The organism is Streptomyces sp. NPDC002643 (genome assembly GCF_053592555.1).
On sequence record NZ_JBSFVY010000007.1, the window covers coordinates 162,366 to 187,769 of the forward strand.

At 71.1% G+C, this 25,404-nt stretch carries 21 protein-coding genes and 2 pseudogenes; 12 read left to right on the top strand and 11 right to left on the bottom strand.

Going from position 1 to position 25,404, the window contains the following annotated elements:
* Positions 1-100: 100 nt before the first annotated feature.
* Entirely contained in the window at positions 101-745 is a 645-nt protein-coding gene (locus tag ACWD4G_RS13125; protein ID WP_451292769.1) for a MerR family transcriptional regulator, read from the bottom strand.
* Positions 746-877: 132 nt separating this feature from the next.
* Between ACWD4G_RS13125 and ACWD4G_RS13130 the strand changes: the two genes are divergently transcribed.
* Positions 878-1,405: a DUF4188 domain-containing protein gene (locus ACWD4G_RS13130; RefSeq protein WP_451292770.1), complete on the top strand. Its 528-nt coding sequence runs from the start codon at positions 878-880 to the stop codon at positions 1,403-1,405.
* Positions 1,406-1,634: 229 nt separating this feature from the next.
* Here ACWD4G_RS13130 and ndgR read toward each other — a convergent pair whose 3' ends face one another.
* Entirely contained in the window at positions 1,635-2,351 is a 717-nt protein-coding gene (gene ndgR, locus ACWD4G_RS13135; RefSeq protein WP_030577649.1) for an IclR family transcriptional regulator NdgR, read from the bottom strand.
* 200 nt (positions 2,352-2,551) lie between these two features.
* Between ndgR and leuC the strand changes: the two genes are divergently transcribed.
* From leuC to ACWD4G_RS13155, 4 genes are all read left to right on the top strand, one after another.
* On the top strand, positions 2,552-3,976 hold the full coding sequence (gene leuC / locus ACWD4G_RS13140) for a 3-isopropylmalate dehydratase large subunit (RefSeq protein WP_451292771.1): 1,425 nt from the start codon (positions 2,552-2,554) through the stop codon (positions 3,974-3,976).
* 14 nt (positions 3,977-3,990) lie between these two features.
* Complete coding sequence (gene leuD / locus ACWD4G_RS13145; protein ID WP_451292772.1) at positions 3,991-4,584, top strand: 3-isopropylmalate dehydratase small subunit; 594 nt, start codon at positions 3,991-3,993, stop codon at positions 4,582-4,584.
* Positions 4,585-4,871: 287 nt separating this feature from the next.
* Positions 4,872-5,102 carry an SCO5555 family protein gene (locus ACWD4G_RS13150; protein WP_451292773.1) on the top strand — a complete coding sequence of 77 codons (231 nt, stop codon included), beginning with the start codon at positions 4,872-4,874 and terminating at the stop codon, positions 5,100-5,102.
* Positions 5,103-5,239: 137 nt separating this feature from the next.
* Positions 5,240-5,839, top strand: coding sequence for an HU family DNA-binding protein (locus ACWD4G_RS13155; protein WP_451292774.1), 600 nt, complete (start codon positions 5,240-5,242; stop codon positions 5,837-5,839).
* A 200-nt stretch (positions 5,840-6,039) separates the two neighbouring features.
* Here ACWD4G_RS13155 and ACWD4G_RS13160 read toward each other — a convergent pair whose 3' ends face one another.
* Both ACWD4G_RS13160 and cofC read right to left on the bottom strand, forming a co-directional pair.
* Positions 6,040-6,243: a hypothetical protein gene (locus ACWD4G_RS13160; protein WP_451292775.1), complete on the bottom strand. Its 204-nt coding sequence runs from the start codon at positions 6,241-6,243 to the stop codon at positions 6,040-6,042.
* A gap of 9 nt (positions 6,244-6,252) precedes the next feature.
* Positions 6,253-6,903 (bottom strand): 2-phospho-L-lactate guanylyltransferase, encoded by a 651-nt coding sequence (gene cofC / locus ACWD4G_RS13165; RefSeq protein WP_451292776.1) that lies wholly within the window; start codon positions 6,901-6,903, stop codon positions 6,253-6,255.
* Positions 6,904-7,111: 208 nt separating this feature from the next.
* On the opposite strand from cofC, the gene ACWD4G_RS13170 reads away from it, so the two are divergent.
* From ACWD4G_RS13170 to ACWD4G_RS13180, 3 genes are read left to right on the top strand one after another with little or no spacing between them, the layout of a single operon-like run.
* Entirely contained in the window at positions 7,112-7,921 is an 810-nt protein-coding gene (locus ACWD4G_RS13170; RefSeq protein ID WP_451292777.1) for a lysophospholipid acyltransferase family protein, read from the top strand.
* The gene (locus tag ACWD4G_RS13175; protein ID WP_451292778.1) at positions 7,918-8,928 is read left to right on the top strand and encodes an NAD(P)H-dependent glycerol-3-phosphate dehydrogenase; all 1,011 of its coding nucleotides are present in this window, start codon (positions 7,918-7,920) and stop codon (positions 8,926-8,928) included. The genes ACWD4G_RS13170 and ACWD4G_RS13175 overlap by 4 nt, the downstream gene beginning before the upstream one ends.
* Before the next feature lie 59 nt (positions 8,929-8,987).
* Positions 8,988-10,145, top strand: a complete 1,158-nt coding sequence (locus tag ACWD4G_RS13180) for a D-alanine--D-alanine ligase family protein (RefSeq protein ID WP_451292779.1) — start codon at positions 8,988-8,990, stop codon at positions 10,143-10,145.
* Between the two features lie 126 nt (positions 10,146-10,271).
* On the opposite strand, the gene ACWD4G_RS13185 is transcribed toward ACWD4G_RS13180, so the two are convergent.
* Positions 10,272-10,793 carry a DUF3515 domain-containing protein gene (locus tag ACWD4G_RS13185; protein ID WP_451292780.1) on the bottom strand — a complete coding sequence of 174 codons (522 nt, stop codon included), beginning with the start codon at positions 10,791-10,793 and terminating at the stop codon, positions 10,272-10,274.
* Positions 10,794-10,813: 20 nt separating this feature from the next.
* Positions 10,814-11,047: an Lrp/AsnC family transcriptional regulator gene (locus ACWD4G_RS13190; protein WP_451292781.1), complete on the bottom strand. Its 234-nt coding sequence runs from the start codon at positions 11,045-11,047 to the stop codon at positions 10,814-10,816.
* Between the two features lie 332 nt (positions 11,048-11,379).
* On the opposite strand from ACWD4G_RS13190, the gene ACWD4G_RS13195 reads away from it, so the two are divergent.
* Both ACWD4G_RS13195 and thiD read left to right on the top strand, forming a co-directional pair.
* The gene (locus ACWD4G_RS13195; RefSeq protein ID WP_451292782.1) at positions 11,380-12,345 is read left to right on the top strand and encodes a thiamine-phosphate kinase; all 966 of its coding nucleotides are present in this window, start codon (positions 11,380-11,382) and stop codon (positions 12,343-12,345) included.
* Positions 12,342-13,190 carry a bifunctional hydroxymethylpyrimidine kinase/phosphomethylpyrimidine kinase gene (thiD, locus tag ACWD4G_RS13200; protein ID WP_451292783.1) on the top strand — a complete coding sequence of 283 codons (849 nt, stop codon included), beginning with the start codon at positions 12,342-12,344 and terminating at the stop codon, positions 13,188-13,190. The genes ACWD4G_RS13195 and thiD overlap by 4 nt, the downstream gene beginning before the upstream one ends.
* Here the strand turns inward: thiD and ACWD4G_RS13205 are convergent.
* From ACWD4G_RS13205 to rpmB, 3 genes and pseudogenes are all read right to left on the bottom strand, one after another.
* A pseudogene (locus tag ACWD4G_RS13205) lies at positions 13,165-13,710 on the bottom strand (FAD-dependent oxidoreductase); the annotation flags it as partial. The gene thiD and the pseudogene ACWD4G_RS13205 sit on opposite strands and share 26 nt — an antisense overlap.
* Positions 13,704-14,201 (bottom strand): annotated as a pseudogene (locus tag ACWD4G_RS13210) (AfsR/SARP family transcriptional regulator); the annotation flags it as partial. The pseudogenes ACWD4G_RS13205 and ACWD4G_RS13210, both read right to left, overlap by 7 nt.
* A 114-nt stretch (positions 14,202-14,315) precedes the next feature.
* Positions 14,316-14,501 (bottom strand): 50S ribosomal protein L28, encoded by a 186-nt coding sequence (gene rpmB, locus ACWD4G_RS13215; protein WP_003993230.1) that lies wholly within the window; start codon positions 14,499-14,501, stop codon positions 14,316-14,318.
* A 258-nt stretch (positions 14,502-14,759) separates the two neighbouring features.
* On the opposite strand from rpmB, the gene ACWD4G_RS13220 reads away from it, so the two are divergent.
* Entirely contained in the window at positions 14,760-16,559 is a 1,800-nt protein-coding gene (locus ACWD4G_RS13220; RefSeq protein WP_451292784.1) for a DAK2 domain-containing protein, read from the top strand.
* Positions 16,560-16,779: 220 nt separating this feature from the next.
* On the opposite strand, the gene ACWD4G_RS13225 is transcribed toward ACWD4G_RS13220, so the two are convergent.
* Positions 16,780-19,716: a tetratricopeptide repeat protein gene (locus ACWD4G_RS13225; protein ID WP_451292929.1), complete on the bottom strand. Its 2,937-nt coding sequence runs from the start codon at positions 19,714-19,716 to the stop codon at positions 16,780-16,782.
* A gap of 59 nt (positions 19,717-19,775) precedes the next feature.
* A complete protein-coding gene (locus ACWD4G_RS13230; protein ID WP_451292785.1) occupies positions 19,776-21,650 on the bottom strand; it encodes an HSP90 family protein in 1,875 nt (624 codons plus the stop codon).
* Positions 21,651-21,853: 203 nt separating this feature from the next.
* Between ACWD4G_RS13230 and ACWD4G_RS13235 the strand changes: the two genes are divergently transcribed.
* Complete coding sequence (locus tag ACWD4G_RS13235; RefSeq protein ID WP_451292786.1) at positions 21,854-25,072, top strand: helicase-related protein; 3,219 nt, start codon at positions 21,854-21,856, stop codon at positions 25,070-25,072.
* Positions 25,073-25,404 lie beyond the last annotated feature (332 nt).

Genomic DNA, 25,404 nt, shown 5'->3' on the forward strand with positions numbered 1-25,404 from the left:
GCCTTTTCCATGTGTCAGGAGGGCCTTGTCCGTGTCCCCGGCTTGCGCGGAGCAGCCCTTGCGCCTCGGCGGCAGGGTGCGGATCGCCGCGCCCGCCCGCCTACTCGATGCCGTACCGCTGCGCCGACTCCTCCTCCTGCGCCAGCCGGTGCAGCGCCCGCAGCACCGGCTCGAACAACACCGCCGCCATGACCGCCTTCTCCACCTTCTCCGCCTCGGTGGTCAGCCTCTCCATGACATCCAGGTCCCGCTGCGCCACCTGTCGCATCAACTCCGCGTACGGCGCCATCTGTTCGGCGTCGCAGGGATAACCCAGCCGGTTCAGCGTGGCCACCGCCGCCACCAGCGAACGGTGCACGGGGGAGAGGGTGCCCAACTCCCGTGACGTCTCCCAGCCGACGCTCGCCAACAGCCGGTCCACCTCGGCCCGCGCGGTAGCCGTCGCGGGGTCCCGCTCGTCCGGCTCCGGGCCCTGCGGCAACGCCCACAGCGCCGCGCCCAGCCGGATCGTACGGCCCAGGGACTCGTCGTCGACATGGCCCAGCACCTCCCTGGCGGTCGCCACCGGCACCTTGCCGACCTGGATCAACGCCCGCACCAGCCGCAGCCGGCGCAGATGCTCCTCGCCGTACTCGGCCGTCGTCGCGTTCACCTGGCGGCCCGGAGCCAACAGGCCTTCCCGCAGGTAGTACTTGATCGTCGCGGTCGACACCCCGCTCCGCTCGCTCAACTCGGCCAGCCGCATACCTTGCGCCCTTCCTTGGGTAGCGGCACTATCTAAACATGGGTGGTCGGATAGCTCCGCTACCCAATGCTCGACCGTCACCGATTGTCGATGAGGTCGCCGACCGGAGGGTCGCCGGCCGAAGGGGGAGTCATGTTCGGTAAGCCGATCGCCGCCGGGCGCACCACCGCCGACGCCGAGGGAGACGTGGTCGTCCTCCTCATCGGCATGCGCATCAACCACTTCTGGGCCGTGCGCCACTGGTGGCCGGTGCTGCGCGGGATGTTCGTGATGCTCAGCGAACTCAAGAAGGACAAGGAACGCGGGTTGCTCAGCAGCGTGCTGCTGACCGCCTCACCGCGGACGTACTACGTCGTCCAGTACTGGGAGTCCAAGGAGAAGCTCTACGGGTACGCGCACGACCCCGAGGCGTTCCATCGCAAGGCGTGGGCCGCGATGAACCGCAGGCGGCGGGCGGCGAAGGGGGCGGCCCATGTCGGGCTCTGGCACGAGGCGTATGTGGTGCCGGAGGGGGCGTACGAGGCGGTGTACGCCGGGATGCCGGCGTCCGGGCTGGCGGCGGCGCATGGCCAGGTGCCGGTGGAGCGGCGGGGTGGCACCGCCGCGGAGCGCTTTGGGTATCGGGCGCCGAAGCGGGTGGGTGCCGCCGAGGGTGCCTAATCGCCGTGGGGGAGCTGTGTGTGGGCGGCTGCGGGATCGTTGTGGTTGCTCGCGCCCACGCGGCGGAGCCGCACATTGATACAGCCCCGCGCCCCTCTCGGGGCGCGTTGGTGTGGCCGCACAACGACAGGCCCCGCATCCTCTTGGGGCGCGGGGCTTCACCCTCGTCAGAGGCCTGCCGCGGCGTTGAGGCCGGCCTCTGGGGGTTGGCGTATGGCTTACGGGGTGATCAGCCTGTGCGGCGCAGGGCCTCCGACAGACGGGCTGCCGCGTCGATGACCGCCTGGGCGTGCATGCGGCCGGGGTGGCGGGTGAGGCGTTCGATGGGGCCCGAGACCGAGACCGCGGCGACCACGCGGTTGGAGGGGCCTCGGACGGGGGCCGAGACCGAGGCCACGCCGGGCTCGCGCTCGCCGATCGACTGGGCCCAGCCCCGGCGGCGTACGCCCGAGAGGGCCGTCGCCGTGAAGCGGGCGCCCTGGAGGCCGCGGTGCAGGCGCTCCGGCTCCTCCCAGGCCATGAGGATCTGCGCCGAGGAGCCGGCCTTCATCGTGAGAGTGGAGCCCACCGGGACAGTGTCCCGCAGTCCGGACAGGCGTTCCGCCGCGGCCACGCAGATGCGCATGTCGCCCTGGCGGCGGTAGAGCTGCGCGCTCTCGCCCGTGACGTCCCGGAGATGAGTGAGTACGGGGCCCGCCGTCGCGAGGAGGCGGTCCTCGCCGGCGGCCGCGGCCAGCTCGGCCAGCCGGGGGCCGAGAATGAAACGGCCCTGCATGTCGCGTGCCACCATGCGGTGGTGTTCCAGAGCCACGGCCAGGCGGTGGGCCGTGGGCCGTGCGAGTCCGGTGGCCCCGACCAGACCCGCGAGGGTGGCCGGACCGGACTCCAGAGCGCTCAGGACCAGGGCCGCCTTGTCCAGAACGCCGACGCCGCTACTGTTGTCCATGCAACGATACTCGCGTCTCACTCTGTGAAACGCAAGTTCAATTTCACGTGGACCTTGCCACTCTGGAAGCAGAACAACAGCGGCTCGCGGACCGACGAGCCCGGCGGCCGGCGCGCGCCACGAGGGGATACGCACGCGCCCGCCACCTCCGAGATCTCTAGTTGGGCCGACGCGCTGACGCGCCGGCCGGAGGGAAAGCGATGGGTAGGACACTCGCGGAGAAGGTCTGGGACGACCATGTCGTCCGTCGCGCTGAGGGCGAGCCCGACCTCCTCTTCATCGATCTGCACCTGCTGCACGAGGTGACCAGCCCCCAGGCCTTCGACGGTCTCCGCAAGAGCGGGCGCCAGGTGCGCCGGCTCGACCTGACCATCGCGACCGAGGACCACAACACCCCCACCCTCGACATCGACAAGCCGATCGCGGACCCGGTCTCCCGGGTCCAGCTGGAGACGCTGCGTGCCAACGCCGCCGAGTTCGGTGTCCGTCTGCACCCGCTCGGTGATGTCGAGCAGGGTGTCGTGCACGTCGTGGGCCCCCAGCTGGGGCTCACCCAGCCCGGTATGACCGTGGTCTGCGGTGACTCGCACACCTCCACGCACGGCGCCTTCGGCGGTCTGGCGTTCGGCATCGGCACCTCCCAGGTCGAACACGTCCTGGCCACCCAGACGCTGCCGCTCGTACGCCCGAAGACCATGGCCATCACGGTCAACGGCGAACTGCCCGAGGGCGTCACCGCCAAGGACCTGATCCTGGCGATCATCGCCCGGATCGGTACGGGCGGCGGCCAGGGCTATGTCCTGGAGTACCGCGGCTCCGCCATCGAGAAGCTCTCGATGGAGGCCCGGATGACCATCTGCAACATGTCGATCGAGGCCGGCGCCCGCGCGGGCATGATCGCCCCGGACCAGACCACCTTCGACTACCTCAAGGGCCGTCCGCACGCCCCCGAGGGCGAGGACTGGGACGCGGCCGTCGCGTACTGGAAGACCCTGAAGACCGACGAGGACGCCGAGTTCGACGCCGAGGTCGTCATCGAGGCCGCCGAACTGTCGCCGTTCGTCACCTGGGGCACCAACCCCGGCCAGGGAGCGCCGCTTTCGGCAGACGTCCCCGATCCCGCTTCGTACGAAGACGCCTCGGAGCGCCTCGCCGCCGAAAAGGCCCTGGAATACATGGGGTTGGAGGCCGGACAGCCGCTGCGCTCCATCAACGTGGATACCGTCTTCGTAGGGTCGTGCACCAACGGCCGCATCGAGGACCTGCGGGCCGCCGCCGAGCTGATCAAGGGCCGCAAAGTCGCCGACGGCGTACGGATGCTGGTCGTCCCCGGCTCCGCGCGGGTGGGCCTGCAGGCCGTCTCCGAGGGCCTGGACGTCGTCTTCAAGGAGGCCGGCGCCGAATGGCGGCACGCGGGCTGCTCGATGTGCCTGGGCATGAACCCCGACCAGCTCGCCCCCGGTGAGCGCTCCGCGTCCACCTCCAACCGCAACTTCGAGGGCCGGCAGGGCAAGGGCGGGCGTACCCACCTGGTCTCGCCGCAGGTCGCCGCCGCGACCGCCGTGCTGGGCCACCTGGCCTCGCCCGCCGATCTGTCCGACGCCCCCGTGCCCGCCGAAGTCTGAGAGCGCTGAGAGTCATGGAAGCATTCACCACGCACACCGGCCGGGCGGTGCCGCTGCGCCGCTCCAACGTCGACACCGACCAGATCATCCCTGCTCACTGGCTCAAGAAGGTGACCCGGGACGGTTTCGAGGACGGGCTGTTCGAGGCCTGGCGCAAGGACGAGACCTTCATCCTCAACCAGCCCGAGCGCGAGGGCGCCACCGTCCTGGTCGCCGGCCCCGACTTCGGCACCGGCTCCTCCCGTGAGCACGCCGTGTGGGCGCTGCAGAACTACGGCTTCAAGGCGGTCATCTCTTCCCGCTTCGCCGACATCTTCCGCGGTAACTCGCTCAAGAACGGTCTGCTCACGGTCGTTCTGGACCAGAAGATCGTGGACGCGCTCTGGGAGCTGACCGAGGCGAACCCCGAGGCCGAGGTGACCGTCGACCTGGAGGCCCGCGAGGTGCGCGCCGAGGGCATCACCGCCTCCTTCGAGCTCGACGAGAACTCCCGCTGGCGGCTGCTGAACGGGCTGGACGACATCTCCATCACGCTCCAGAACGAGGCCGACATCGCCGCGTACGAGGCCAAGCGGCCGTCGTACAAGCCGAGGACGCTGAAGGTCTGAGTCCGCCCTCGCGCGGGCCCCGCACCGGGCTCGCCGACGGTTGATTCCAGCCACCGAAACACCCCCTGTACCCCCGACCGTCCACCGGTTGGGGGTACAGCCATGTGTGGAGTCGGACACCTTCGAAGTCACGTGCAGAAACCTTTCAACTCCCCTAGTTACAAAGGCGATTACCGGGGTACGCGCACCATGCTGGGGCATCGGAAGGGGGTGCTCTCCAGGCCCCCGGGAGACGGCAGTTGCCCCCTGGGCAGGTGACAACTCGCCCCAGATGGCACAATCTGTGCATGGAACACGACGGCCAACTCGAGCTCTATACGGCGGTCGCGAGCCAACTCAAGGAAGCGCACGCAAGAGTGCGCGCACTGCAAGTCCCGGAGGGCGTACGGATGGCGCTGACCCGGAAGCTGCTGGTCATTACGGCCGTGGCCAAGCACGACCTCGCCGACGCGGCAAGGCGTCTGGAGGCCTTCATGACGGACCTCGACGAGGGGCGAATGCCCACAGAGGAACGCTGAAGGAACTCCGAGACCGTCGAGTCCGTTGCGGCACAAGGGTGATAAGCCCGTTTCGTGTTTGATTTGCGGTATATATCTGCCTAACGTGCGAAAAAGCTTGAACATTTCGTTCGGGCGATGTCTCCGAAGGGGAAGACGTGAACAAGGCGCAGCTCGTAGAAGCGATTGCCGACAAGATGGGCGGCCGTCAGCAGGCCGCCGATGCTGTCGACCATGTACTGGACGCGATCGTCCGCGCGGTCGTCGCGGGTGAGCGGGTCTCGGTCACCGGCTTCGGTTCGTTCGAGAAGGTCGACCGACCCGCTCGTTACGCCCGTAACCCCCAGACGGGCGAGCGGGTTCGGGTCAAGAAGACCTCCGTTCCGCGCTTCCGTGCGGGGCAGGGCTTCAAGGACCTGGTGAGCGGTTCGAAGAAGCTGCCTCGTGGGGGCGAGGTCGCCGTGAAGAAGGCGCCCAAGGGCAGCCTGACCGGTGGGGCCGCGGCGACGGTCAAGAAGGCGGCGGCGAAGAAGACGACCGCTGCCGCGAAGAAGGCGGCGGCGAAGAAGGCCGCGGCGAAGAAGACGACCGCGAAGAAGACCACCGCGGCGGCGAAGAAGACCACGGCGAAGAAGGCTCCGGCGAAGACGACGGCTGCCGCCAAGAAGACCACGGCGAAGAAGGCGCCTGCGAAGAAGGCGCCCGCCAAGAAGACGACGGCTCGCAAGACCACCGCGAAGAAGACTGCCGCTCGCTGAGGGCGGTGGTGCTGGGTAACTCACGCGCCGGGCCGGGCTCCTGTTGCTGGAGCCCGGCCCGCGGTGTGTTTTGGGTTGCCTATTCGCCGTGGGGGCTGCTCGGGGATGGCGAGTGCGAGTTGAGTGTGGCTGGTCGCGCAGTTCCCCGCGCCCCTGGATTTCGGGCCTGGCGGCCCTCAAAAGCCGTGGCGAGCCCTGTTTTAGAGGGTTTGCAACGTGATCAGCGTGATGTGGGCGTTCCCGCCCTCGCCCTCTATCTCGATTCTTACCCTTTGGCCGGGGCGGAGGAGGCGCAGGCCGCCCGCGTCGAAAGCGGGGGCGTCGAAGGGGAGGGGGGTGCCGTCGTCCAGGAGGACCTGGCCGGTGCGGGTGCGGGGGTCGTACGTGTATGCGGTGGCCTGCATGGGCGCAGCCTACTGGCCGGGGATCAGCAGGCGCGCGGTCGCGGCGGCCGTATGAGGGCCCACGCCCAGGGTGAGGGCGGCTCGGAGGTCCTCGCCGGTGTCGACGTCCTGGCGGACCGAGTCGACCGCGTCGAGGGTCAGTTCCGTGGCGCCGGACCGGTGGTGGCGGGCGCGGGAGTCGGGGCCGAAGGCGGGGCGCAGGGCGTGGCCGGGGGCCGCGGTGAGGAGCGTGGTGCCGGTTTCGGCGGCGTCCGGGAGGAAGGCCCGGGGGAATTCCGCGGCGGCGTTCAGGACGCGGGCCAGTTCCTTTGCGCGCAGGGCCGGTAGGTCGGCGTTCAGGGCCGCCATGGGGCTTTCGGGGTGTGCGGCGCGTACCAGGGCCGCCGCATGCCTCAGGGCGGCGTTCAGACCGTCCGACGGGTCGGCGTGCGGGTCGTCGGGGACGACACGGACGCCGAGGGCCGCCAGCTCGCGTCCGGCGAGGTGATCGTCCGTGACGACCACCACGGCGCCGACCGCCGCGCAGGCGAGGGCCGCGGCCACGGTGTCCTGGGCGAAGGCGAGGGCGAGCCCCGGGCGCACCCCGTCGTCGGCGGTGTCCTTGAGCCTGCTCTTGGCCCGCGCCAAGGGCTTCACGGGTACGACCAGGGTCCACTGCACCGGCGCTTCGCCCCTCTCTCGTCGCCGTCATTGTCACCTGGGCGCGAGGGAGCGCCGCGAAGGGGAGGACGCCCAGCCCCGTGCGAGGGCGGTGCCCGGAGACGGGCGGGCGTACGGTGTTCTCGACAGACAGGCGGCCCGGGGCGACACTTGTCCGGCTCCGGACCCCCGGAGCAGACCCTGGGAAGTCCTAGAGGAAGGTGTCCGCGTGCCCCGCCGGAGAATCGGCTTCTGGTACCGCCTCGCCGCGGTGATCGCCAAACCGCCACTGGTGGTGCTGATCAAGCGGGACTGGCGTGGAATGGAGAACATTCCGGCCGAGGGTGGATTTATCACCGCGGTGAACCACAATTCGCATGTCGATCCCTTTGCATACGCCCACTATCAGTACAACAGCGGTCGGGTTCCGCGATTTCTCGCGAAGAGCGGACTCTTCGGTAAGGGATTCATCGGCGCCTTCATGCGCGGTACCGGTCAGATCCCCGTCTACCGCGAGACCACGGACGCGCTGAGCGCTTTCCGGGCCGCGATCGACGCGGTGGAGCGAGGTGAATGCGTCGCGTTCTACCCGGAGGGAACGATCACTCGGGACCCCGACCAGTGGCCCATGACCGGCAAGACCGGGGCCGCGCGCGTCGCCCTGCAGACCAAGTGCCCGGTGATCCCCGTCGCCCAGTGGGGCGCCAACGAGGTCCTGCCGCCGTACGCCAAGAAGCTCAACCTGCTGCCGCGCAAGACCCACCATGTGCTCGCCGGCCCGCCCGTCGACCTCTCCGGCTTCTACGACCGGGAGATGACTCCCGACGTGCTGAAGGACGCGACGGAGGTCATCATGGCCGCCATCACCCGCCAGCTGGAGGAGATCCGCGGCGAGAAGGCGCCCGAGACGCCGTACGACCCGAAGGTGGAGCGCATCGAACAGCGGCGCAGGACGGCCGCCGCGGTCGAGCACCGGCGTCCCGAGAAGCACAATGGGGTCCGGGATCGCAGTCGACAGGAAGAGGGGCAGGGCAAGTGAGCAAGCCGGTCAAGGCGGCCGTCTTCGGCACCGGTTCATGGGGCACGGCCTTCGGTACGGTGCTCGCCGACGCGGGGTGCGACGTCGTTCTGTGGGGGCGGCGGCGCGAACTCGCGGACGCGGTCAACTCCACCCGCGCCAACCCCGACTACCTGCCCGGCGTCGAGCTCCCGGAGAACCTGCGGGCCACCACCGACCCCGAGGAGGCCGCCGCCGACGCCGACTTCACCGTCCTGGCCGTCCCCTCCCAGACCCTGCGCGCCAACCTCGCCGAGTGGACGCCCCTGCTGGCGCCGGACACCGTGCTCGTCTCCCTCATGAAGGGGGTCGAACTGGGGTCCGCCATGCGGATGAGCGAGGTCATCGAGGACGTCGCCAAGGTGGGGCAGGACCGTATCGCCGTCGTCACCGGGCCCAATCTGGCGCGGGAGATCGCGTCCCGGATGCCGGCCGCGTCCGTGGTCGCCTGCACCGACGAGACGGTCGCCCAGCGGCTCCAGACCGCTTGCCACACACCGTACTTCCGGCCCTACACCAACACCGACGTCGTCGGCTGCGAACTCGGCGGCGCGGTCAAGAACGTCATCGGTCTCGCCGTCGGCATCGCGGACGGCATGGGTCTCGGCGACAACGCCAAGGGCTCGCTGATCACCCGGGGTCTGGCGGAGACCACCCGCCTCGGTCTCGCGATGGGCGCCGACCCGCTGACCTTCTCCGGACTCGCCGGGCTCGGCGACCTCGTGGCGACCTGCTCCTCGCCGCTCTCCCGCAACCACACCTTCGGCACCAACCTCGGCAAGGGCATGACCCTTCAGGAGACCATCGCGGTCACCAAGCAGACCGCCGAGGGCGTCAAGTCCTGTGAGTCCGTACTGGACTTGGCACGTCGGCACGGTGTCGACATGCCCATCACCGAGACGGTGGTGGACATCGTGCACGAGGGCAAGCCGCCCGTCGTCGCCCTCAAGGAGCTGATGTCGCGCAGCGCCAAGCCCGAGCGACGCTGAGCGAAAGCGACCGTTCGGGCGCTGACTCCTGCCCTACCAACGGGTACTCTCGACGCGATATGAGCAGCGAGAACCTCCCCCAGAGCCCTGAGCAGCCGTCCCGCAAGCCGCGCGTGGCCGTCGTCTTCGGCGGCCGCAGCTCGGAACACGGGATCTCCGTGGTCACGGCCGGCGCCGTACTGCGCGCCATCGACCGGACGAAGTACGACGTCCTGCCGATCGGCATCACACGGGACGGCCGTTGGGCGCTCACCGCCGACGAACCGGAGCGGATGGCGATCACCGACCGCCGTACGCCCGAGGTCGAGGAACTCGCGGAGTCCCAGGAGGGCGGCGTGGTGCTCCCCGTCGACCCCGCCAACCGCGAAGTCGTCTACAGCGAGCCCGGATCGGTGCCCAAGGCGCTCGGCGAGGTCGATGTCGTCTTCCCCGTCCTGCACGGCCCGTACGGCGAGGACGGCACCCTCCAGGGCATGCTGGAGCTCTCCGGCGTCCCGTACGTCGGCTCGGGCGTCCTCGCCTCGGCCGTCGGCCAGGACAAGGAGTACATGAAGCGGGTGTTCACCTCCTTCGGGCTCAAGGTCGGCCCCTATGTGGTGATCCGGCCCCGCGAGTGGGAGCGCGACGAGTCCGCCGCCCGCAAGAAGATCGTCGACTTCGCCGGTGAGCACGGCTGGCCGCTCTTCGTGAAGCCGGCCCGCGCGGGCTCCTCCATCGGCATCACCAAGGTCGACGATCTGTCGGGCCTGGACGAGGCGATCGCTCAGGCCCAGAGCCACGACCCGAAGATCCTCGTCGAGGCGGCCGTACGTGGTCGGGAGATCGAGTGCGGGGTCCTGGAGTTCGAGGACGGCCCGCGTGCCTCCGTACCGGCCGAGATCCCGCCGCCGGACGCCCACGCCTACTACGACTTCGAGGCCAAGTACATCGACTCCACGCCCGGCATCGTCCCCGCGCCGCTGACCCCGGAGGAGACCGCCGAGGTCCAGCGCCTCGCCGTGGACGCCTTCGAGGCCACGTCCTGCGAGGGCCTGGTCCGCGCGGACTTCTTCCTCACGGAGGACGGCGAGTTCGTGATCAACGAGATCAACACGCTGCCGGGTTTCACACCGATCTCGATGTATCCGGCGATGTGGGCGGCGAGCGGGGTGGAGTACGGGGAACTGGTGGACAGACTGATCCAGGCGGCATTGCGCCGGTCGACGGGTCTGCGCTGAGGCGTGCCCCTGATGGGCCGAAGGCCCAAAGGGGCGCGGGGCTGTATCGATGTACGGCTTCGCCGCGTGGGCGCGACCAGCCACAAACGAGCCGCAGCCTCCAGACGGCCGACCGAGGCACCCCCCTTAGGAAGCAATCCCCTCGGGAACCGCCTTCTTGATGGCAGGCGCGAGCGCCACAAGGATCGGTGAACTGTCCTCCCCGGCCCTCTCCGCCGGCACCGTCACCTCCACGTACGCGGAGCGGTTCGCGGTGGTGAAGCGGTACCCGCCCCCGTCCCGCTTCTCCATCAGCCAGTCGACCCCGTTCACGCCCCCGGCGACGGCGTCGGCGTCATGCCCCTGGGCCACCTTGGGGTCGACCATCTTCGGCGGCTGCTCCACACCGCAGCGCAGTATGATCGCCGGGCTGCCCCAGCCCGCCGTCAACGGGGAGGCCGGCTCGGGGTCCCGGCGGCTCAACCCGTCGACTTCCCGCGGCAGCGCCCCGTCCAGGTTCCGGCACAGCTTCGTGACGGCCGCGTCCGGGCTGGGAACCGCCGTCGATCCGTCGTCGTCTGCTGAGGAGCAGCCCGCGACGACGATCAACGACACAGCCAGGACGGGCGGCCAGGAGCGAGGGGCGAGCCGGTGACGGAACGGGTTCACCGGCCCAGGGTAGACGGGGGCTACAGGTGTACGACCGGGCAGGTCAGGGTGCGGGTGATGCCGTCCACTTGCTGGACCTTCGCGACCACCAGCCGACCGAGGTCGTCTACGGTGTCCGCCTGTGCGCGCACGATGACGTCGTAGGGGCCCGTCACATCCTCGGCCTGGATGACACCGGGGAGTTTGCCGATCGTCTCGGCGACGGTCGACGCCTTGCCGACCTCCGTCTGGATCAGGATGTACGCCTGTACCACGGAACCTCCAGGGCGGCCACGAGGATCATGTGGATCATGTCGGGAAAAGGAACGCCACGGTATCGCGTCGTCAGGCGCCGGGGGGAGACCCGTGGAGGCCGCGCCGCGCACACCGGGGTACCGGGACCGCGGAAGCCGACGGCCGCAACGACCGCCGAGTCGACCGTACCGAGGACGAGGACCGCTCGCGACCGGGCGCGCGCACTGCGTTTTCCCGGGGGACGACCCCCGGACCCCCAGCAGAAAAGCGGATCGGCCCGGATGACCGGCGCGGACATCGCGAGGCAAACCTGCGGAACACTGGAAGTGGCACGAGAAGGGGCGATACGAGGATGAAGGGCACCGTGGGAGAGCTGGGGGAGTTCGGGCTCATCAGGGAGCTCACCTCCCGGCTCACCACCACCCCGGCGGTCAGGGTCGGCCCCGGCGACGACGCCGCGGTGGTGGCCGCGCCGGACCGCCGGGTCGTGGCGAGCACCGATCTGCTGATCGAGGGGCGGCACTTCCGCCGCGACTGGTCCACGGCGTACGACGTCGGCCGCAAGGCCGCCGCGCAGAACCTCGCGGACATCGCCGCCATGGGCGCCGTGCCCACCGCGCTGCTCCTCGGTCTGGTCGCCCCGGTGGATCTGCCGGTCACCTGGGCCACCGAACTGATGGACGGGCTGCGCGACGAGTGCCAGGTCGCGGGGGCGGCCGTGGTGGGCGGCGATGTCGTACGCGGGGACACCATCATGATCTCGATCACCGCGCTCGGTGATCTGCGCAACCACGAGCCGGTGACCAGGGCGGGCGCCCAGCCCGGCGACGTCGTGGCCGTCACCGGCTGGCTCGGCTGGTCCGCCGCCGGGCACGCGGTGCTCTCCCGGGGCTTCCGCTCGCCGCGCGCCTTCGTGGAGGCCCATCGACGCCCGGAGCCGCCGTACCACGCGGGCCCCGCGGCGGCCGCCCTGGGCGCGACCGCGATGTGCGACGTCAGCGACGGGCTGATCGCCGATCTGGGGCACATCGCGGAGGCCAGCAAGTGCCGGATCGACATCCGTTCCGGCGCGATCGACATCCCGACCCAGATGAACGACATCGGGCAGGCCGTCGGCGTCGACCCCATCCAGTGGGTGCTCACCGGGGGAGAGGACCACGCGATCGTGGCGACCTTCCCGCCGGACGTGAAGCTGCCGGCACGGTGGAAGGTGATCGGCGAGGTGCTGAACCCCTCCGCCCTGCCCCAGGTGACCGTGGACGGGGCGCCCTGGACCAACAAGGGCGGCTGGGACCACTTCGCGGACATCGAGTCATGAGCGGGGCCGGGCTCTTTCGGTCCGGGGCCCGTGAGGCGGCGACCGCGCCTCCGCGCGTGCTGACGGTCGCCGGCTCCGACTCCGGTGGCGGGGCCGGCATCCAGGCCGACCTGAAGACGATGCTCGCGCTCGGCGTGCACGGCATGAGCGTCGTCACGGCGGTCACCGCGCAGAACTCCCTGGGCGTACAGGGCGCTTGGGAGCTTCCGGCGGAGGCCGTGCGCGCCCAGTACCGCGGTGTCGTCGACGACATCGGCGTCCAGGCGGTCAAGACCGGCATGCTCGCGACCGCCGAACTCGTCGAGGCCGTCGCCGAGTTGCTCGCGGCCACGGACGCGCCGGTCGTCGTCGACCCGGTCGGCGTCTCCAAGCACGGCGACCCGCTGCTCGCCGCGTCCGCGCTGGACTCCGTACGGGAACGCCTGCTTCCGGTGGCGACCGTCGCGACCCCGAACCTCGACGAGGTGGCCCAACTCACCGGCATACGAGTCGAGTCGGAGGCGGGGATGAAGAAGGCCGCGGCGGCCGTGCTCGCGTACGGGCCCCGGTGGGTGGTCGTCAAGGGCGGGCATCTGTCCGGGGACGCCGTTGATCTGCTCACGGACGGTTCCGAGGAGCACTGGCTGCGGGCGCCCCGCCACGACAACCGGCACACCCACGGTACGGGCTGCACCCTCGCCTCCGCGATCGCGTCACAGCTGGCCAAGGGGCACAGCGTGCCGGAGGCGGTGGCGGCGGCCAAGGAGTACGTCACCGGGGCGATCGCCGCCGGGTTCGCACTCGGCGGCGGGATCGGGCCCGTGGACCACGGCTGGGCGCTCACACGGGGTACTCCGGGAGCTTGATGTTCGTCGCCGACTTCTCGGTGATCCGCTTGAAGAAGGCCGTCGGCGGGCGCGATGCGAGCAGCCGGTACACGCGGTCCCGGCTGCGGACGCGCCGCTCGGTGGGCGGTGCGAAGAACGGGCCCGTTGCCGGAGGTCTTCTGGCAGCCCTTGGCGAAGCCCGCGATCCGCGCCTCGTACGCGGCGGACGCCGTACGGTGATCCCCGCCCGCCAGGGCGAGTTCACCGGCGAGGACAGGGGCGCCGACCATCGCCACTCCGGTGCCCATGCCAACCCGTGGTCGCCCGGCCCACCCAGCCCATGCCCGCGAACCGCTCGGCGACGATGCGCTTCTGGGCGGCGATGTCCTGACGGTCGTACGACATCCGCTCGGAGGGCGAGGGAACGGGTGTGGGAGTGGAGGCCGTCCGCGCCGATCACCAGGTCGAAGCGGCTGTCCGGGCCCTTGTCGAACGTGGCGTCCACACCGTGGGGTGTGTCGGTGAGCGTGGCGATCGAGTCGCCGAACACATACTCGACAGTTCATCGGTGAGGACGCGTCTGGCCTGCTCGTAGATGTGGAGTGCTTCGGCGGGGCGTCCGCTCGCGTGCAGGGCCCGCATCAGCTGGAGGTCGGGCAGGGCGGGTCCGCGCCAGAGGGCGAGCGCCTCGCGCAGTGGGGCGGTCGCCCGTGGATGGTCTCCGGCCGTGAGCGCGGTCCGCCCTTCGACGGTCAGCCGCTCGAAGCGGTGGGCGTCGACGGAGTCGGGCGGGACGGCGATGCGGTATCCGGCAGGTGTGGCCTCGATCTCCGTGTGCGGGCCCAGACGTCTGCGCAGGCGGGAGATCTGTGACTGGAGCGCGTTGGCGGCCCCGGCGGGCGGTTGGGCGCCGTACAGGCCGTCGACGAGGCGCTCGACGGAGACCGCACGGCCGGCGTCGAGGAGCAGCAGCGTCAACAGCGTGCAGGAGCTTTTCGCTCGGCGTGGTGGTGCGTTCGCTCGGCTGTGGTGGGTGTGGGAGCACAGCAAGAAACCGGCCCACCTTTGGTTTTGGTGGACCGGTTCTGTAAAGCGAACCAGCAGTGGCCGCGCGCGATGGGGGTCCCCCCGTCTCGAACGAAGTCGAGAGATGGGGGATGTGCGTCAGCGCGAGACCTTGCCGGCCTTGATGCACGAGGTGCAAGCGTTCACGCGCTTCGGCGTCCCGCCGACCACGGTACGCACACGCTGGATGTTCGGGTTCCAGCGGCGGGACGTACGGCGGTGCGAGTGCGAGATGTTGTTGCCGAAGCCCGGCCCCTTGCCGCAGACGTCGCAGTTGGCAGCCACGGGTCACTCCAAAGACTTCAGATGCACTTACGGTTGATCCCGGCATGCCGGGATCAAGATCGCAGGATCAGAGATCTGAGTGGCGGTGCCAGGGGAATGGCCCGATCTGCATCGGGCAACCGGAGCAGCATACAACGACTGCGCCAGTAGAACGAAACTACCATGGCTGCTCAGGGCCCTGTTCCCGGCCCTCTTCCGGTGGGCACCCACCCTGGGTCTACGCTGCGTCCGACGTTCCGGCAGTTCAAGGAGGCGCAGGTGGCGCAGGTGCCGCAGACATTCTTCGATGCTCTCGCGGTGCGCACCTGGTGCGGCCTCGCGCTGGCGGCGCTGGGACGCGCGCGTGAGGAGATCGACGCGATCAACGTGTACCCCGTCGCGGACGGGGACACCGGCACGAACCTGTATCTGACCATGGAGTCCGCCGTCACGGCCGTCGAGGCGGTGTTCGCGGGCCATGCGGCCGGTGCCGGGGCGGGCTCCGAGGCAGGGCCAGGGGCGAGCGGCAAGCCGACTCTGTCCGATGCCGCGCGCGCGATGGCGCACGGCGCGCTCATAGGCGCCCGGGGCAACTCCGGGACGATCCTCGCCCAGCTCCTGCGAGGCATGGCCCAGGTGCTGTCCGACGACGGTGAGGCCGCCCACACCGACGGACGGGGCCTGCGCCTCGCCCTCCGGCACGCCGCCGACTCCGCCCGCGACGCCGTGGCCCACCCCGTCGAGGGCACCGTCCTCACGGTCGCCTCCGCCGCGGCCGACGCGGTCACCGCCGTCGAGGGCGACTGCGGCGCGGTCGCCAGGGCCGCCTACGAGGGCGCCGGACGGGCCCTCGCCGCCACCCCCGGGCAACTGGCCGTCCTCGCGCGCGCGGGCGTCGTGGACGCGGGCGGACGGGGCCTGGTGGCGGTGCTGGCGGCACTCGTGGAGACGTTCACGGGGGAGGCCCCGAAGATTCCGGTGCCTGCCGCATCCGGTTACGGGGGGCACGCGCGCGTGGGGGAGCGTGTGCTGGACGCCGGGGGCATCGCGTCGGCCGGCACGGACGCCGGTACGGATGCCGCTGGGGCTGGGGCTGGGGCCGGCGTCGGTGTCGCGGTGGACGCGTGTGCGGATGACCGGCCCGGCGGCGGTGGGCCCGCGTTCGAGGTGATCTACCTCCTGGAGGCGGACGACGAGGCCGTGGCCCGGCTGCGGCGACGGCTCGACGCGCTGGGCGACTCACTGGTGGTGGTCGGCGGGGACGGCCTCTGGAACGTCCATGTGCACGTCGACGACGCCGGGGCCGCCGTGGAGGCCGGGGTCGAGGCCGGGCGGCCGTACCGGATCAGGATCACGCACTTCGGCGCCGAGGACGCCCATGTGTCCGGGGGCACCGGGCGCCCGCCGCGCGAGCGGGCCCAGCGGGCGGTCGTGGCCGTCGTACCGGGGGAGGGGCTGGCCGGGCTGTACACGGAGGCCGGTGCGACGACCGTGCTGGCCCGCCCCGGGGAACCGCCCGCCAGCGGGGAGTTGGTGGAAGCGGTACGACGTGCCCACGCGCGCGAGGTGGTGCTGTTACCCAACGACCCCGACCTGCGGCACACGGCCGCCGCAGCGGCCGACCAGGCGCGCGCCGAGGGCGTACGGGTCGCCCTCATCCCCACCCGCTCCGCCGTCCAGGGCATCGCCGCGCTCGCCGTCCACGAGCCGGACCGCCGCTTCGACGAGGACGTCGTGTCCATGACCTCGGCCGCCGGTGCCACCCGCTACGGCGAGGTCGCGATCGCCGAGCGGCAGTCCTGGACCATGGCTGGCATCTGCCAGGCCGGCGATGTCCTCGGCCTCATCGACGGGGACGTCGCCGTCATCGCCGACGACATCACGGCCACCGCCGTGACCGTCGTCGACCGCATGCTCGCCGCGGGCGGCGAGATGGTCACGCTCGTTCTGGGCGACGCCGCCCCCGCCGAGGTCGCGGACCGGGTGGAGGCCCGGGTACGGGAGTCGTACCTGGCGGTGGACACCGTGGTGTACCGGGGAGGCCGACAGGGGGCGTTGCTGTTGATCGGGGTGGAATAGGGCGAGCGGGCGCTGGGCGCGCGCGGGGCGCCTGAGAGGTCGATGGGCTCGGTGGTCGGGCGGCTCGAACGAACTGGCGGGGGTTCCAAGGGGGCGCAGCGCCCCTTGGCGGGGTCCGGGGCGGAGCCCCGTGGCGGGGTCGAAGGGGGCGCAGCCCTCTGGGGATGGGACGGGTAAGGGCGGCGGGGGCTAGGAAACCGCAGGAGTGCCCCCGCCACGTTCAGCCGCCCCGCCACCCCCGCCGCCCCGCCACACTCAGCCCGCCCCGGCCTCCCGCCACCTCCACGATCCGCTCCGCCTCCGCCCGCCGCGCCACCGCCACCTCGTCGTCCCGGTCGGCCAACGCGGAAAGCACTCCACGCGCGCGTGCCCTCGCCGCAGCGGCCCTCCGGAGGTCCGTCTCCAGCCATCCGGCGGCGAGTTCGGCGGCCGTGCGGGCATCGAGGAAGTCGGGGCCCAGGGAGTCGTACGCCGAGATCGCGCGCTCCATGGAGGACAGGGCCTCCTCGAACACCGGCCCGAACTCGGAGAGTTCCGCCTCTTCCCCCACCGACCGGGCGAGCAGATCGCCGAACTGCCGGTGGGTCTCGGCGAGTTCGGCGACGACACGGCGGCGGTCGTCCTCGCCGGCGACGTCCGACAGGGCCGCCTCACAGCCCAGCACCGCGTCGCCCATCAACTCCCGGGCCGCGTCCGGGCCGGCACCCTCCTGGGCCGCGTACCAGGCACGCGCGCGCAGCGCCCGCACATACCCGTGGACGTTGCCGAGCGAGCCCCACAGATCACCGGCGCGCTCGTAGGCGCGGTCGGCCTCGGCGGGCATTCCCGCGCGCGTGAGCGCCTCGGCGGCGAGATGGGCGAGCATGGCGTGGTCGCGCTGCTCCGGCCAGTGCCGGGTGATGTCGGCGGCCCGGAGCCAGCGTTCGGCCGCCTCCCGGTGCTCGCCCAGCTCGGTGTGGCAGTCGCCGAGCCACCACAGGGTCTGCGCGACGGCCCCCTCGCCGTGTGTCTCGGCGGTGAGATCGGCGAGCGCCGACTCCAGTACCTCAGCGGCCTCCGCGAAGCGCCCCTGGCCCAGCTGGAAGCCGCCGAGCAGATGCCGGGCCCAGGAGCCCAGCGTCCGGCTCTCGCCCGCCTCGTCGGCCCAGTGGGCCGCTTCCAGGGCGTGTTCTGCGGCCGGGTCGACCTGGTCGCTCGCGCCGAGGAGTTCGGCCAGCTGGATGTGGAGCTGGGCGTGGCCGAGCGGTTCCAGCTCCGGGCCGCTGTGCTCCAGCGCCGCCCGTGCCGCCCGTACGGCGGTCTCCAGGTCCCCGAGCTGCTGGGCGATCCTGGCGAGCCGTGCCTCGTACTGCACCGCGAACCACGGCAGCCCGGCCGCCACATAGCGCTCGGCCGCCTCCGCGAACAGCTGGGCGGCGCCCTGGGCGTCCTCCCGGTGCGCGGCCACCTCCCCGAGCAGCGCCCGTGCCTCGGCGGCCCGCGAGGCCAGCCGCGCGTCGTCCGCGCGATGCGGCTCGGTGAACTCCGCCAGCTCCCGTACGGCCGCCTCGGCGGCGTCCACCGCGTCCGCCGTGTCTGCGGACCGAGTCTCCTGCATCCGCTGGACGAGGACACGCGCGCGTCCCACCAGCACGGACGCCGTCTGCCGTACGCCGGTCGTGCCCGCCGCGCGGAGAGCCAGAACCTTCTCATGCGTCTCGGAGATCAGTTCGAGCGCCGTCTCCGTGCGGCCGTTCAGGGCCTCGACCGTGGCTCCACGCGCGCGTGCCGCCAGTGCCTCGCCCGGGTCGCCGGCCTCCTCGTACAACTCGGCCGCGCGCGCGAAGAGCGGGGCGCCCTCGGGGCCGCTGCCGATCGCCTGGTGGTCGACGAGTTCCGCGCGGTCATAGGGGCTCAGCGCCGCGTCCTCGGCCTCGGCGGCGCGCGCCACCGCGGCCCATGCCTCCACGGAGTCGGGATGCAGCGACTCGGAGAGCTGTCGCGCCCTCGCCAGCAGCGCGGGCACGCCGTCCGGGGCCGGTGCGGCACCGGTGGCCCTCTCCTCCGCGGCGGGCTGCCGGGGGGCCGGTACCGGCACCGTCCGCGTCGCACGCACGCCCAGCGGCAACCGCTCCACCAGCGGCCGCTGGTCCATGCGCTCCCGGGCGCCCGCGCTGACGTACGACGTGCCGTTGCGCGCGTCGAACAGCGCGGCCAGGGAGAGGGCCTCCTCGCGCGCGTGGGAGGCCAGTTCGGCGGCGGTCCAGGTGCGGCCCGCCGGGCCCGGGACCGTTTGGTTTCCGAACCCGCGCGCGGTGAGCCGGTCCATGAGCAGGGCCACCGACGACATGAAGTCCAGCCTGCTGCGCGGGTCCCCGGAGTCCGTGAAGTACGCCGGGCGCTCGGCCAGCAGCTCCAGACCGCGCGCCTCGTTGCCGGACAGGGCACAGAACTCCACGTGGTCCGCGTACGCGCCCCGCATGCTCTCCATGGCCCGCACCAGCCGGAAACCCCGCAGATGGTGGCCACGGGCCTCGTCGAGACGGCCCAGGCGCAGCAGTGGCACCAAGGAGGACGCCAGGACCGTGTGCGGCTCATGGGCGCACGTGTACTCGCCCTCCAGGACCGGCGCCCACAGCCGCAGCGCCTCCTCGTCCCGGCGCAGCCGGGCCTGCCACCAGCCCTGGCCGTGCAGTTCGCACGCGTGGCAGTCGGCCATGGTGTCCCGGTCCGCCGCCAGCCACGCCCCGTACGCCCGCTCGGCGCGCTCCAGGTCGCCGATGTGCGCGGCCACACTGAACTCGGCGCTGCGCACGGCCCGTTCGGAGTGCCCGGCGAGCCGGTAGCGGTGCTCCATCTCGCCGAGCCACTTCTCGATGGAGGCGAGCGGGATGTGCGGCTGGTTGAGCATGCCGGCCGACATCCACTTGAAGACCCAGTGCAGGGAGTGGATCTCGTACTCGTCGAAGTCCTCGGGGCGTTCGTCCCACATGCGCAGAAGTCGCGCGAAGGGGACGAACATCTTGTCCTTCTCGGAGCTGTAGTTGTAGACCTTCAGCTGGTGTCCGAGCGCCTCGATCACGGCGAGCGGGATGTTCAGCTTCTCGGCCTCCGCGAGCAGCCGCTCCGCGCGCGCGTTGCGGGCGGGGCCCTCCGGCTCCTCGTAGTTCTCCGCCATGGCCCGGCGCAGCTCGTCGAAGGCCGTGTTCTCGAAGGCCGCGCTCTCGGTGGACTCACTCACTGACGGCCGCCCTCCCCGTTGCCGTTCTCGCTGTGCGTGGCCCACTCCAGCAGGCCGATGAAGGCGCGGTTCAGCAGCGCCGAGTCGGCGGGCCTGAGCGGGCGCTGCGCCATCAGCAGGGCCTGCCCGTAGAGGGACTCGGTGGCGGTGCCGATCAGCTCCGGGTCCTTCAGGGAACCGATCCGCCGGATCAGCGGGTTGAGATGGTTGAGCACCAGCCGCGCGCGCGGGGCACTGCCGCGCAGCGAGCCGAGGATGCCCGCCCACAGGTCGTCGGCCTGCTCCTCGGCCTCCGCGCGGGCCTGCTCATGCCGGGAGGACCGGTCGTCCAGGTGCAGCGCGGGCACCGACAGCGGATGGAAGGCCCGGAGCACCACATCGCACCCCAGCGGGTCCAGCTTGGCCCGCGCGGCCGTCAGAAAGCCCGCCAGGGCCAACTCCTCGTCCGCGTCCAGCGCGTCCAGATGCGCGGTCACCGTGTCGGCGTCCAGCTCGGCGACCACCGTCCCCGGCCGCACCGACGGCAACGCCTCCACCAACTCGCTGTCATACGTGTAACCGCCGTTGACCACGCCGACGCCCTGCGCGGACGCGATCGGCGCCACCTGGCGGTACTCCTCCACCGTGCGCGTGAAGTGCACCACCGGGTGCCGCTGCGCGAACTCCTCCAGGGACAGCCGTCCGTCGGTCGTCTCGAAGGGCAGCCACGGCAGCATCGTGCGCAGCATCTCCTTGTCGTGCCGCGCCAGGGACTTCACCCCCAGGTAGTGCACCGACAGGAAGGCCGCCAGCCGCTCCGGATCACCGGCGGCCAGCCCGGTCAGCCACCCGCGAATCCTCTCCCCGAGCGCCTCCCGTACGGCCGACAGCATCTCGTCCTCGTACAGCGACTCGCGCGACGCCGTGGGCCGCAGACTGTCCGTGTCGAGCACACAGCGCACGAAGAACGCCCAGTCCGGCAACAGCTGTTCGGCCCGTTCGGTGAGCAGCATGCCCTTCAGATGCACCCGGTGACCGGCCCGCTGGGCCGGACTCACCGACGACGGCAGCACATACGCCACCCCCCGTATCCCGGCGAGCGGAACGTCCAACTCGATCGCGTCCAACGGCGTGAACCCGAACAGGTCGTGGCAGTGCCGCGCCAGAGCCACCCGCCGGGTCGCCGGGGACGGGTAGCGGCGGTCCCAGGGCGCGGGCAGATCGGTGACCGACTCCTCGCCCACCCGCACGTCGTACGGCAGCAGCGAACCGAAGTCCCGCGCCAGCGTCAGCACGCGCGCGTGGGAGAGCCATTCGTCCGCGCCGGGCCGCGCCACCAGGTGCACGGTCGTACCCGGTTCGGGGCGCGCCTCGTCGGGCAGCGTCCGCACGGTGTACGAGCCGTCGTCGGTCGCCGTCCATTCCACGGGCGGCGCCCCGGGCGTACGGGCGCTGCGGCTCACCACGCGGATGCGTTCGGCGACCACGAAGCAGGCGAGCAGCCCGATGCCGAACTGGCCCAGGAAGTCCGAGCGGACCTCCTGGAGCCCGTCGGCGATCCCGTCGGTCCGCTTGGAGCTGCGGCCGATCGTGGCCAGCAGATCGTGCACATCGGACTCGGTGAGCCCTATGCCGGAGTCCTCCACCCGCAGCGCGCCGCCCTCGGCGAACAGCCGTACCCGGGCGGGCGCGTCGGGCTGCTCGGCCCGGCGCGCGGTGATGGCGTCCACGGCGTTCTGCAGCAGCTCGCGCAGATAGACCTTGGGACTGGAATAGAGGTGGTGCGAGAGCAGATCCACCAGGCCACGCAGATCGACCTGGAACGTATGAGGCGACTGGGGTGACTGGGATGTCCGAGGTGCCTGGGATGACTGTGAGGTCATTGAATCCATCGTCGCAGCGCCGGTGGGGTGGGATTCTGGCGACGGCGGCGGGGTCGGGCGGTCCCGCGAGAGGGTGACCGCGGACGGGATGCGGACGAGGTGCGGCCGGGCCCGACTGCTGGGCCCGGGAGTGCGTCATCCTAGGCCCGAACGACCCGTCTGACCAGCGGATTTCAAGGACATTCACGGGATTGTCAGTGGCGTGGTGTGCAATGGATCTCGTGCCCGCGCTCGAAGAACCGCTCAAGAACTCGCTCGGTGCCGCCACCGCGAAGGTGATGGCCGAGCACCTCGGCCTGCACACCGTCGGGGATCTGCTGCACCACTATCCCCGCAGGTACGAGGAGCGCGGCCAGCTCACCCACCTCGCCGACCTGCCCATGGACGAGCACGTCACGGTCGTCGCCCAGGTCGCCGACGCCCGCCTCCACACCTTCGCCTCCGCCAAGGCGCCCCGGGGCAAGGGCCAGCGCCTCGAAGTCACCATCACGGACGGCAGCGGCCGCCTCCAGCTCGTCTTCTTCGGCAACGGCGTGCACAAACCCCACAAGGAACTCCTCCCCGGCACCCGAGCCCTCTTCGCCGGCAAGGTCTCCGTCTTCAACCGCCGCCTCCAGCTGGCCCACCCGGCATACGAACTGCTGCGCGGCGAAGACGTGTCGGAGACGGTCGACAGCTGGGCCGGTGCCCTCATCCCCCTCTACCCGGCCACCGCCAAGCTGGAGTCCTGGAAGATCGCCAAGGCGGTCCAGACGGTCCTGCCGAGCGCCCAGGAGGCCGTCGACCCGCTGCCTGAGTCGTTGCGAGAGGGCCGGGGCCTGGTCCCGCTCCCCGAGGCCCTGCTGAAGATCCACCGCCCCCACACCAAGGCGGACATCGAAAGCGCCCGGGACCGCCTGAAGTGGGACGAGGCCTTCGTCCTCCAGGTCGCCCTGGCCCGCCGCCGCCATGCCGACGCCCAGCTCCCCGCGGTGGCCCGCACACCCACCCCCGGCGGCCTCCTCACCGCCTTCGACGCCCGCCTCCCCTTCACCCTCACCCAGGGCCAGCAGAAGGTCTCCAAGGAGATCTTCGACGACCTGGCGACAGAGCATCCGATGCACCGGCTGCTTCAGGGAGAGGTGGGTTCGGGCAAGGCTCAGCCTCTCGACTCGCTCGTGCTCACACCCGCCGGTTTCCGCCGCATGGGGGACTTGAGGGTGGGGGACGAAGTCATCGTGCCGGACGGAGAGATCGCGCTGATCGACGGCGTCTTCCCGCAAGGGGCGCGCGATGTCTGGCGGCTGGTCCTTTCCGACGGAAGTTCCGTCGAGTGCGACGACGAACACCTTTGGATCGTCGGCACTGGTTGTGGATGGCGCCGTGGCCGGCCCCCCAAGGTCATGACGACTCGGGAGATCCGCCTTGACACGTCCAAAGCCAACGGATCTTCGAAGTGGTATCTCCCAACGGCCACGCCGGTTGACCTCGGGGACGACTCCGGTCTCCCTCTCGATCCGTACCTGCTCGGCCTCCTCCTGGGCGACGGCTCATTCCGCCACAACCTGCGCCTGTCCACGATCGACGCCGAGATCCGTGACGCGGTAGCGGTCGCCGTGGCACCGGAATGCCGACTGGTTCCGGTGGAGGGATCTCGCTGCGACTACACGATCCAGCTGACCCGCCGAACGGGCGGCGCTCGCCATCCACTGATCCAGACCTTGCGGGACTTGAGTCTTTGGGGCGTGACGTCGCATGGCACATTCGTTCCCGAAGCGTTCAAGAACACGTCGATCAAGAACCGCCTGGCCGTGCTCCAAGGGCTCATGGACACCGACGGCACTGTCGACACGGGCGGCTTCAGCACCTCGTTCCGCTCGGTCTCGCGGACGCTCGCGGAGGACGTCGCCTGGCTGGCGCGCTCGTTGGGAGGTCGGGCACAGATCTTGCCGAAGCGGGAGGCGTTCAGTGTCTCCGTGTCTCTGCCCGACGTGTACGCCCCGTTCAGATTGACACGCAAGGCTGAACAGCTGGGCCCCCGCCCGGAATACAACACATTCCGACGCGGGATTCGGGCGGTCGAGCACGTGGGACGGAAGCCGGTCCAGTGCATCAGCGTCGCCCACCCGAGCCATGCCTACATCACCGACAACTTCACGGTGACCCACAACACGATGGTGGCCCTGCGCGCCATGCTCGCCGTCGTCGACGCGGGCGGACAGGCCGCGATGCTGGCGCCCACCGAGGTGCTCGCCCAGCAGCACCACCGGTCGGTCACCGAGATGATGGGTGAGCTGGCCGAGGGCGGGATGCTGGGCGGGGCCGAGCACGCCACCAAGGTGGTGCTGCTGACGGGGTCGATGGGGGCCGCCGCCCGCCGCCAGGCACTGCTCGACCTGGTCACCGGCGAGGCCGGGATCGTCATCGGCACCCACGCGCTGATCGAGGACAAGGTGCAGTTCCACGACCTCGGCCTGGTCGTCGTGGACGAGCAGCACCGCTTCGGCGTCGAGCAGCGCGATGCCCTCCGGGGCAAGGGCAAGCAGCCGCCCCACCTCCTCGTGATGACGGCCACCCCCATCCCGCGCACGGTCGCCATGACCGTCTTCGGCGACCTGGAGACCTCGGTCCTCGACCAACTCCCCGCCGGCCGCTCACCCATCGCCAGCCATGTCGTCCCGGCAGCCGACAAACCCCACTTCCTCGCCCGCGCGTGGGAGCGCGTCCGCGAGGAGGTCGAGGCCGGCCACCAGGCGTATGTGGTCTGCCCGCGCATCGGGGACGAGGAGGACGACCCGAAGAAGGCCAAGAGGTCGCCGGAGGACGAGGCCGAGAAGCGCCCGCCTCTGGCGGTCCTCGACGTGGCGGACCAACTGACCAAAGGCCCCCTCCAGGGCCTCAAGGTCGAGGTGCTGCACGGCCGTATGCACCCCGACGACAAGGACGCGGTGATGCGCCGCTTCGCCGCCGGTCAGACCCATGTGCTGGTCGCCACCACGGTCATCGAGGTCGGCGTCAACGTCCCGAACGCGACGGCCATGGTGATCATGGACGCCGACCGCTTCGGCGTCTCCCAGCTCCACCAGCTCCGCGGCCGGGTGGGCCGAGGCTCCGCCCCGGGCCTCTGCCTCCTGGTCACGGAGATGCCGGAAGCCAGCGCGGCCCGCCAGCGCCTGAACGCCGTCGCCTCCACCCTCGACGGCTTCGAACTCTCCCGTATCGACCTGGAACAACGCCGAGAGGGCGACGTCCTCGGCCAGGCCCAGTCCGGCGCCCGCACCAGCCTGCGCATGCTGGCCGTGATCGAGGACGAGGAGATCATCGCCGAGGCGAGGGAGGAGGCAGCGGCGGTGGTGGCGGCCGACCCCGAGCTGCGGCACCTCCCCGGCCTGCGAACAGCCCTGGACGCCCTGCTGGACGAGGAGAGGGAACAGTACTTGGACAAGGGCTGAGCAACACCGGCCACTCGCCGCTCGTTGCTCGCCAGGGGCCAGGGGCCAGGGGCCAGGGGCCAGGGGCCAGGGGCCAGGGGCCAGGGGCCAGGGGCCAGGGGCCAGGGGGATGGCGGATGGGTGCTGGAGAGAGACGGTGCCGCTTGTCTCCGCTGGCGGCCGCCGACCTGTCTTTTAAGGGGCGCGGGGAACTGCGCGACCAGCCCCCACTCACCTGAAGCGGCCGACGCCGACCAGTCACCCACCCCCCTCCCGCCTGCCAAACTGAACCGTAAAGCCGCCCACGAGCCCACAACGCCCACGAGCCCACAACGCCCATGAAGCCCACAACG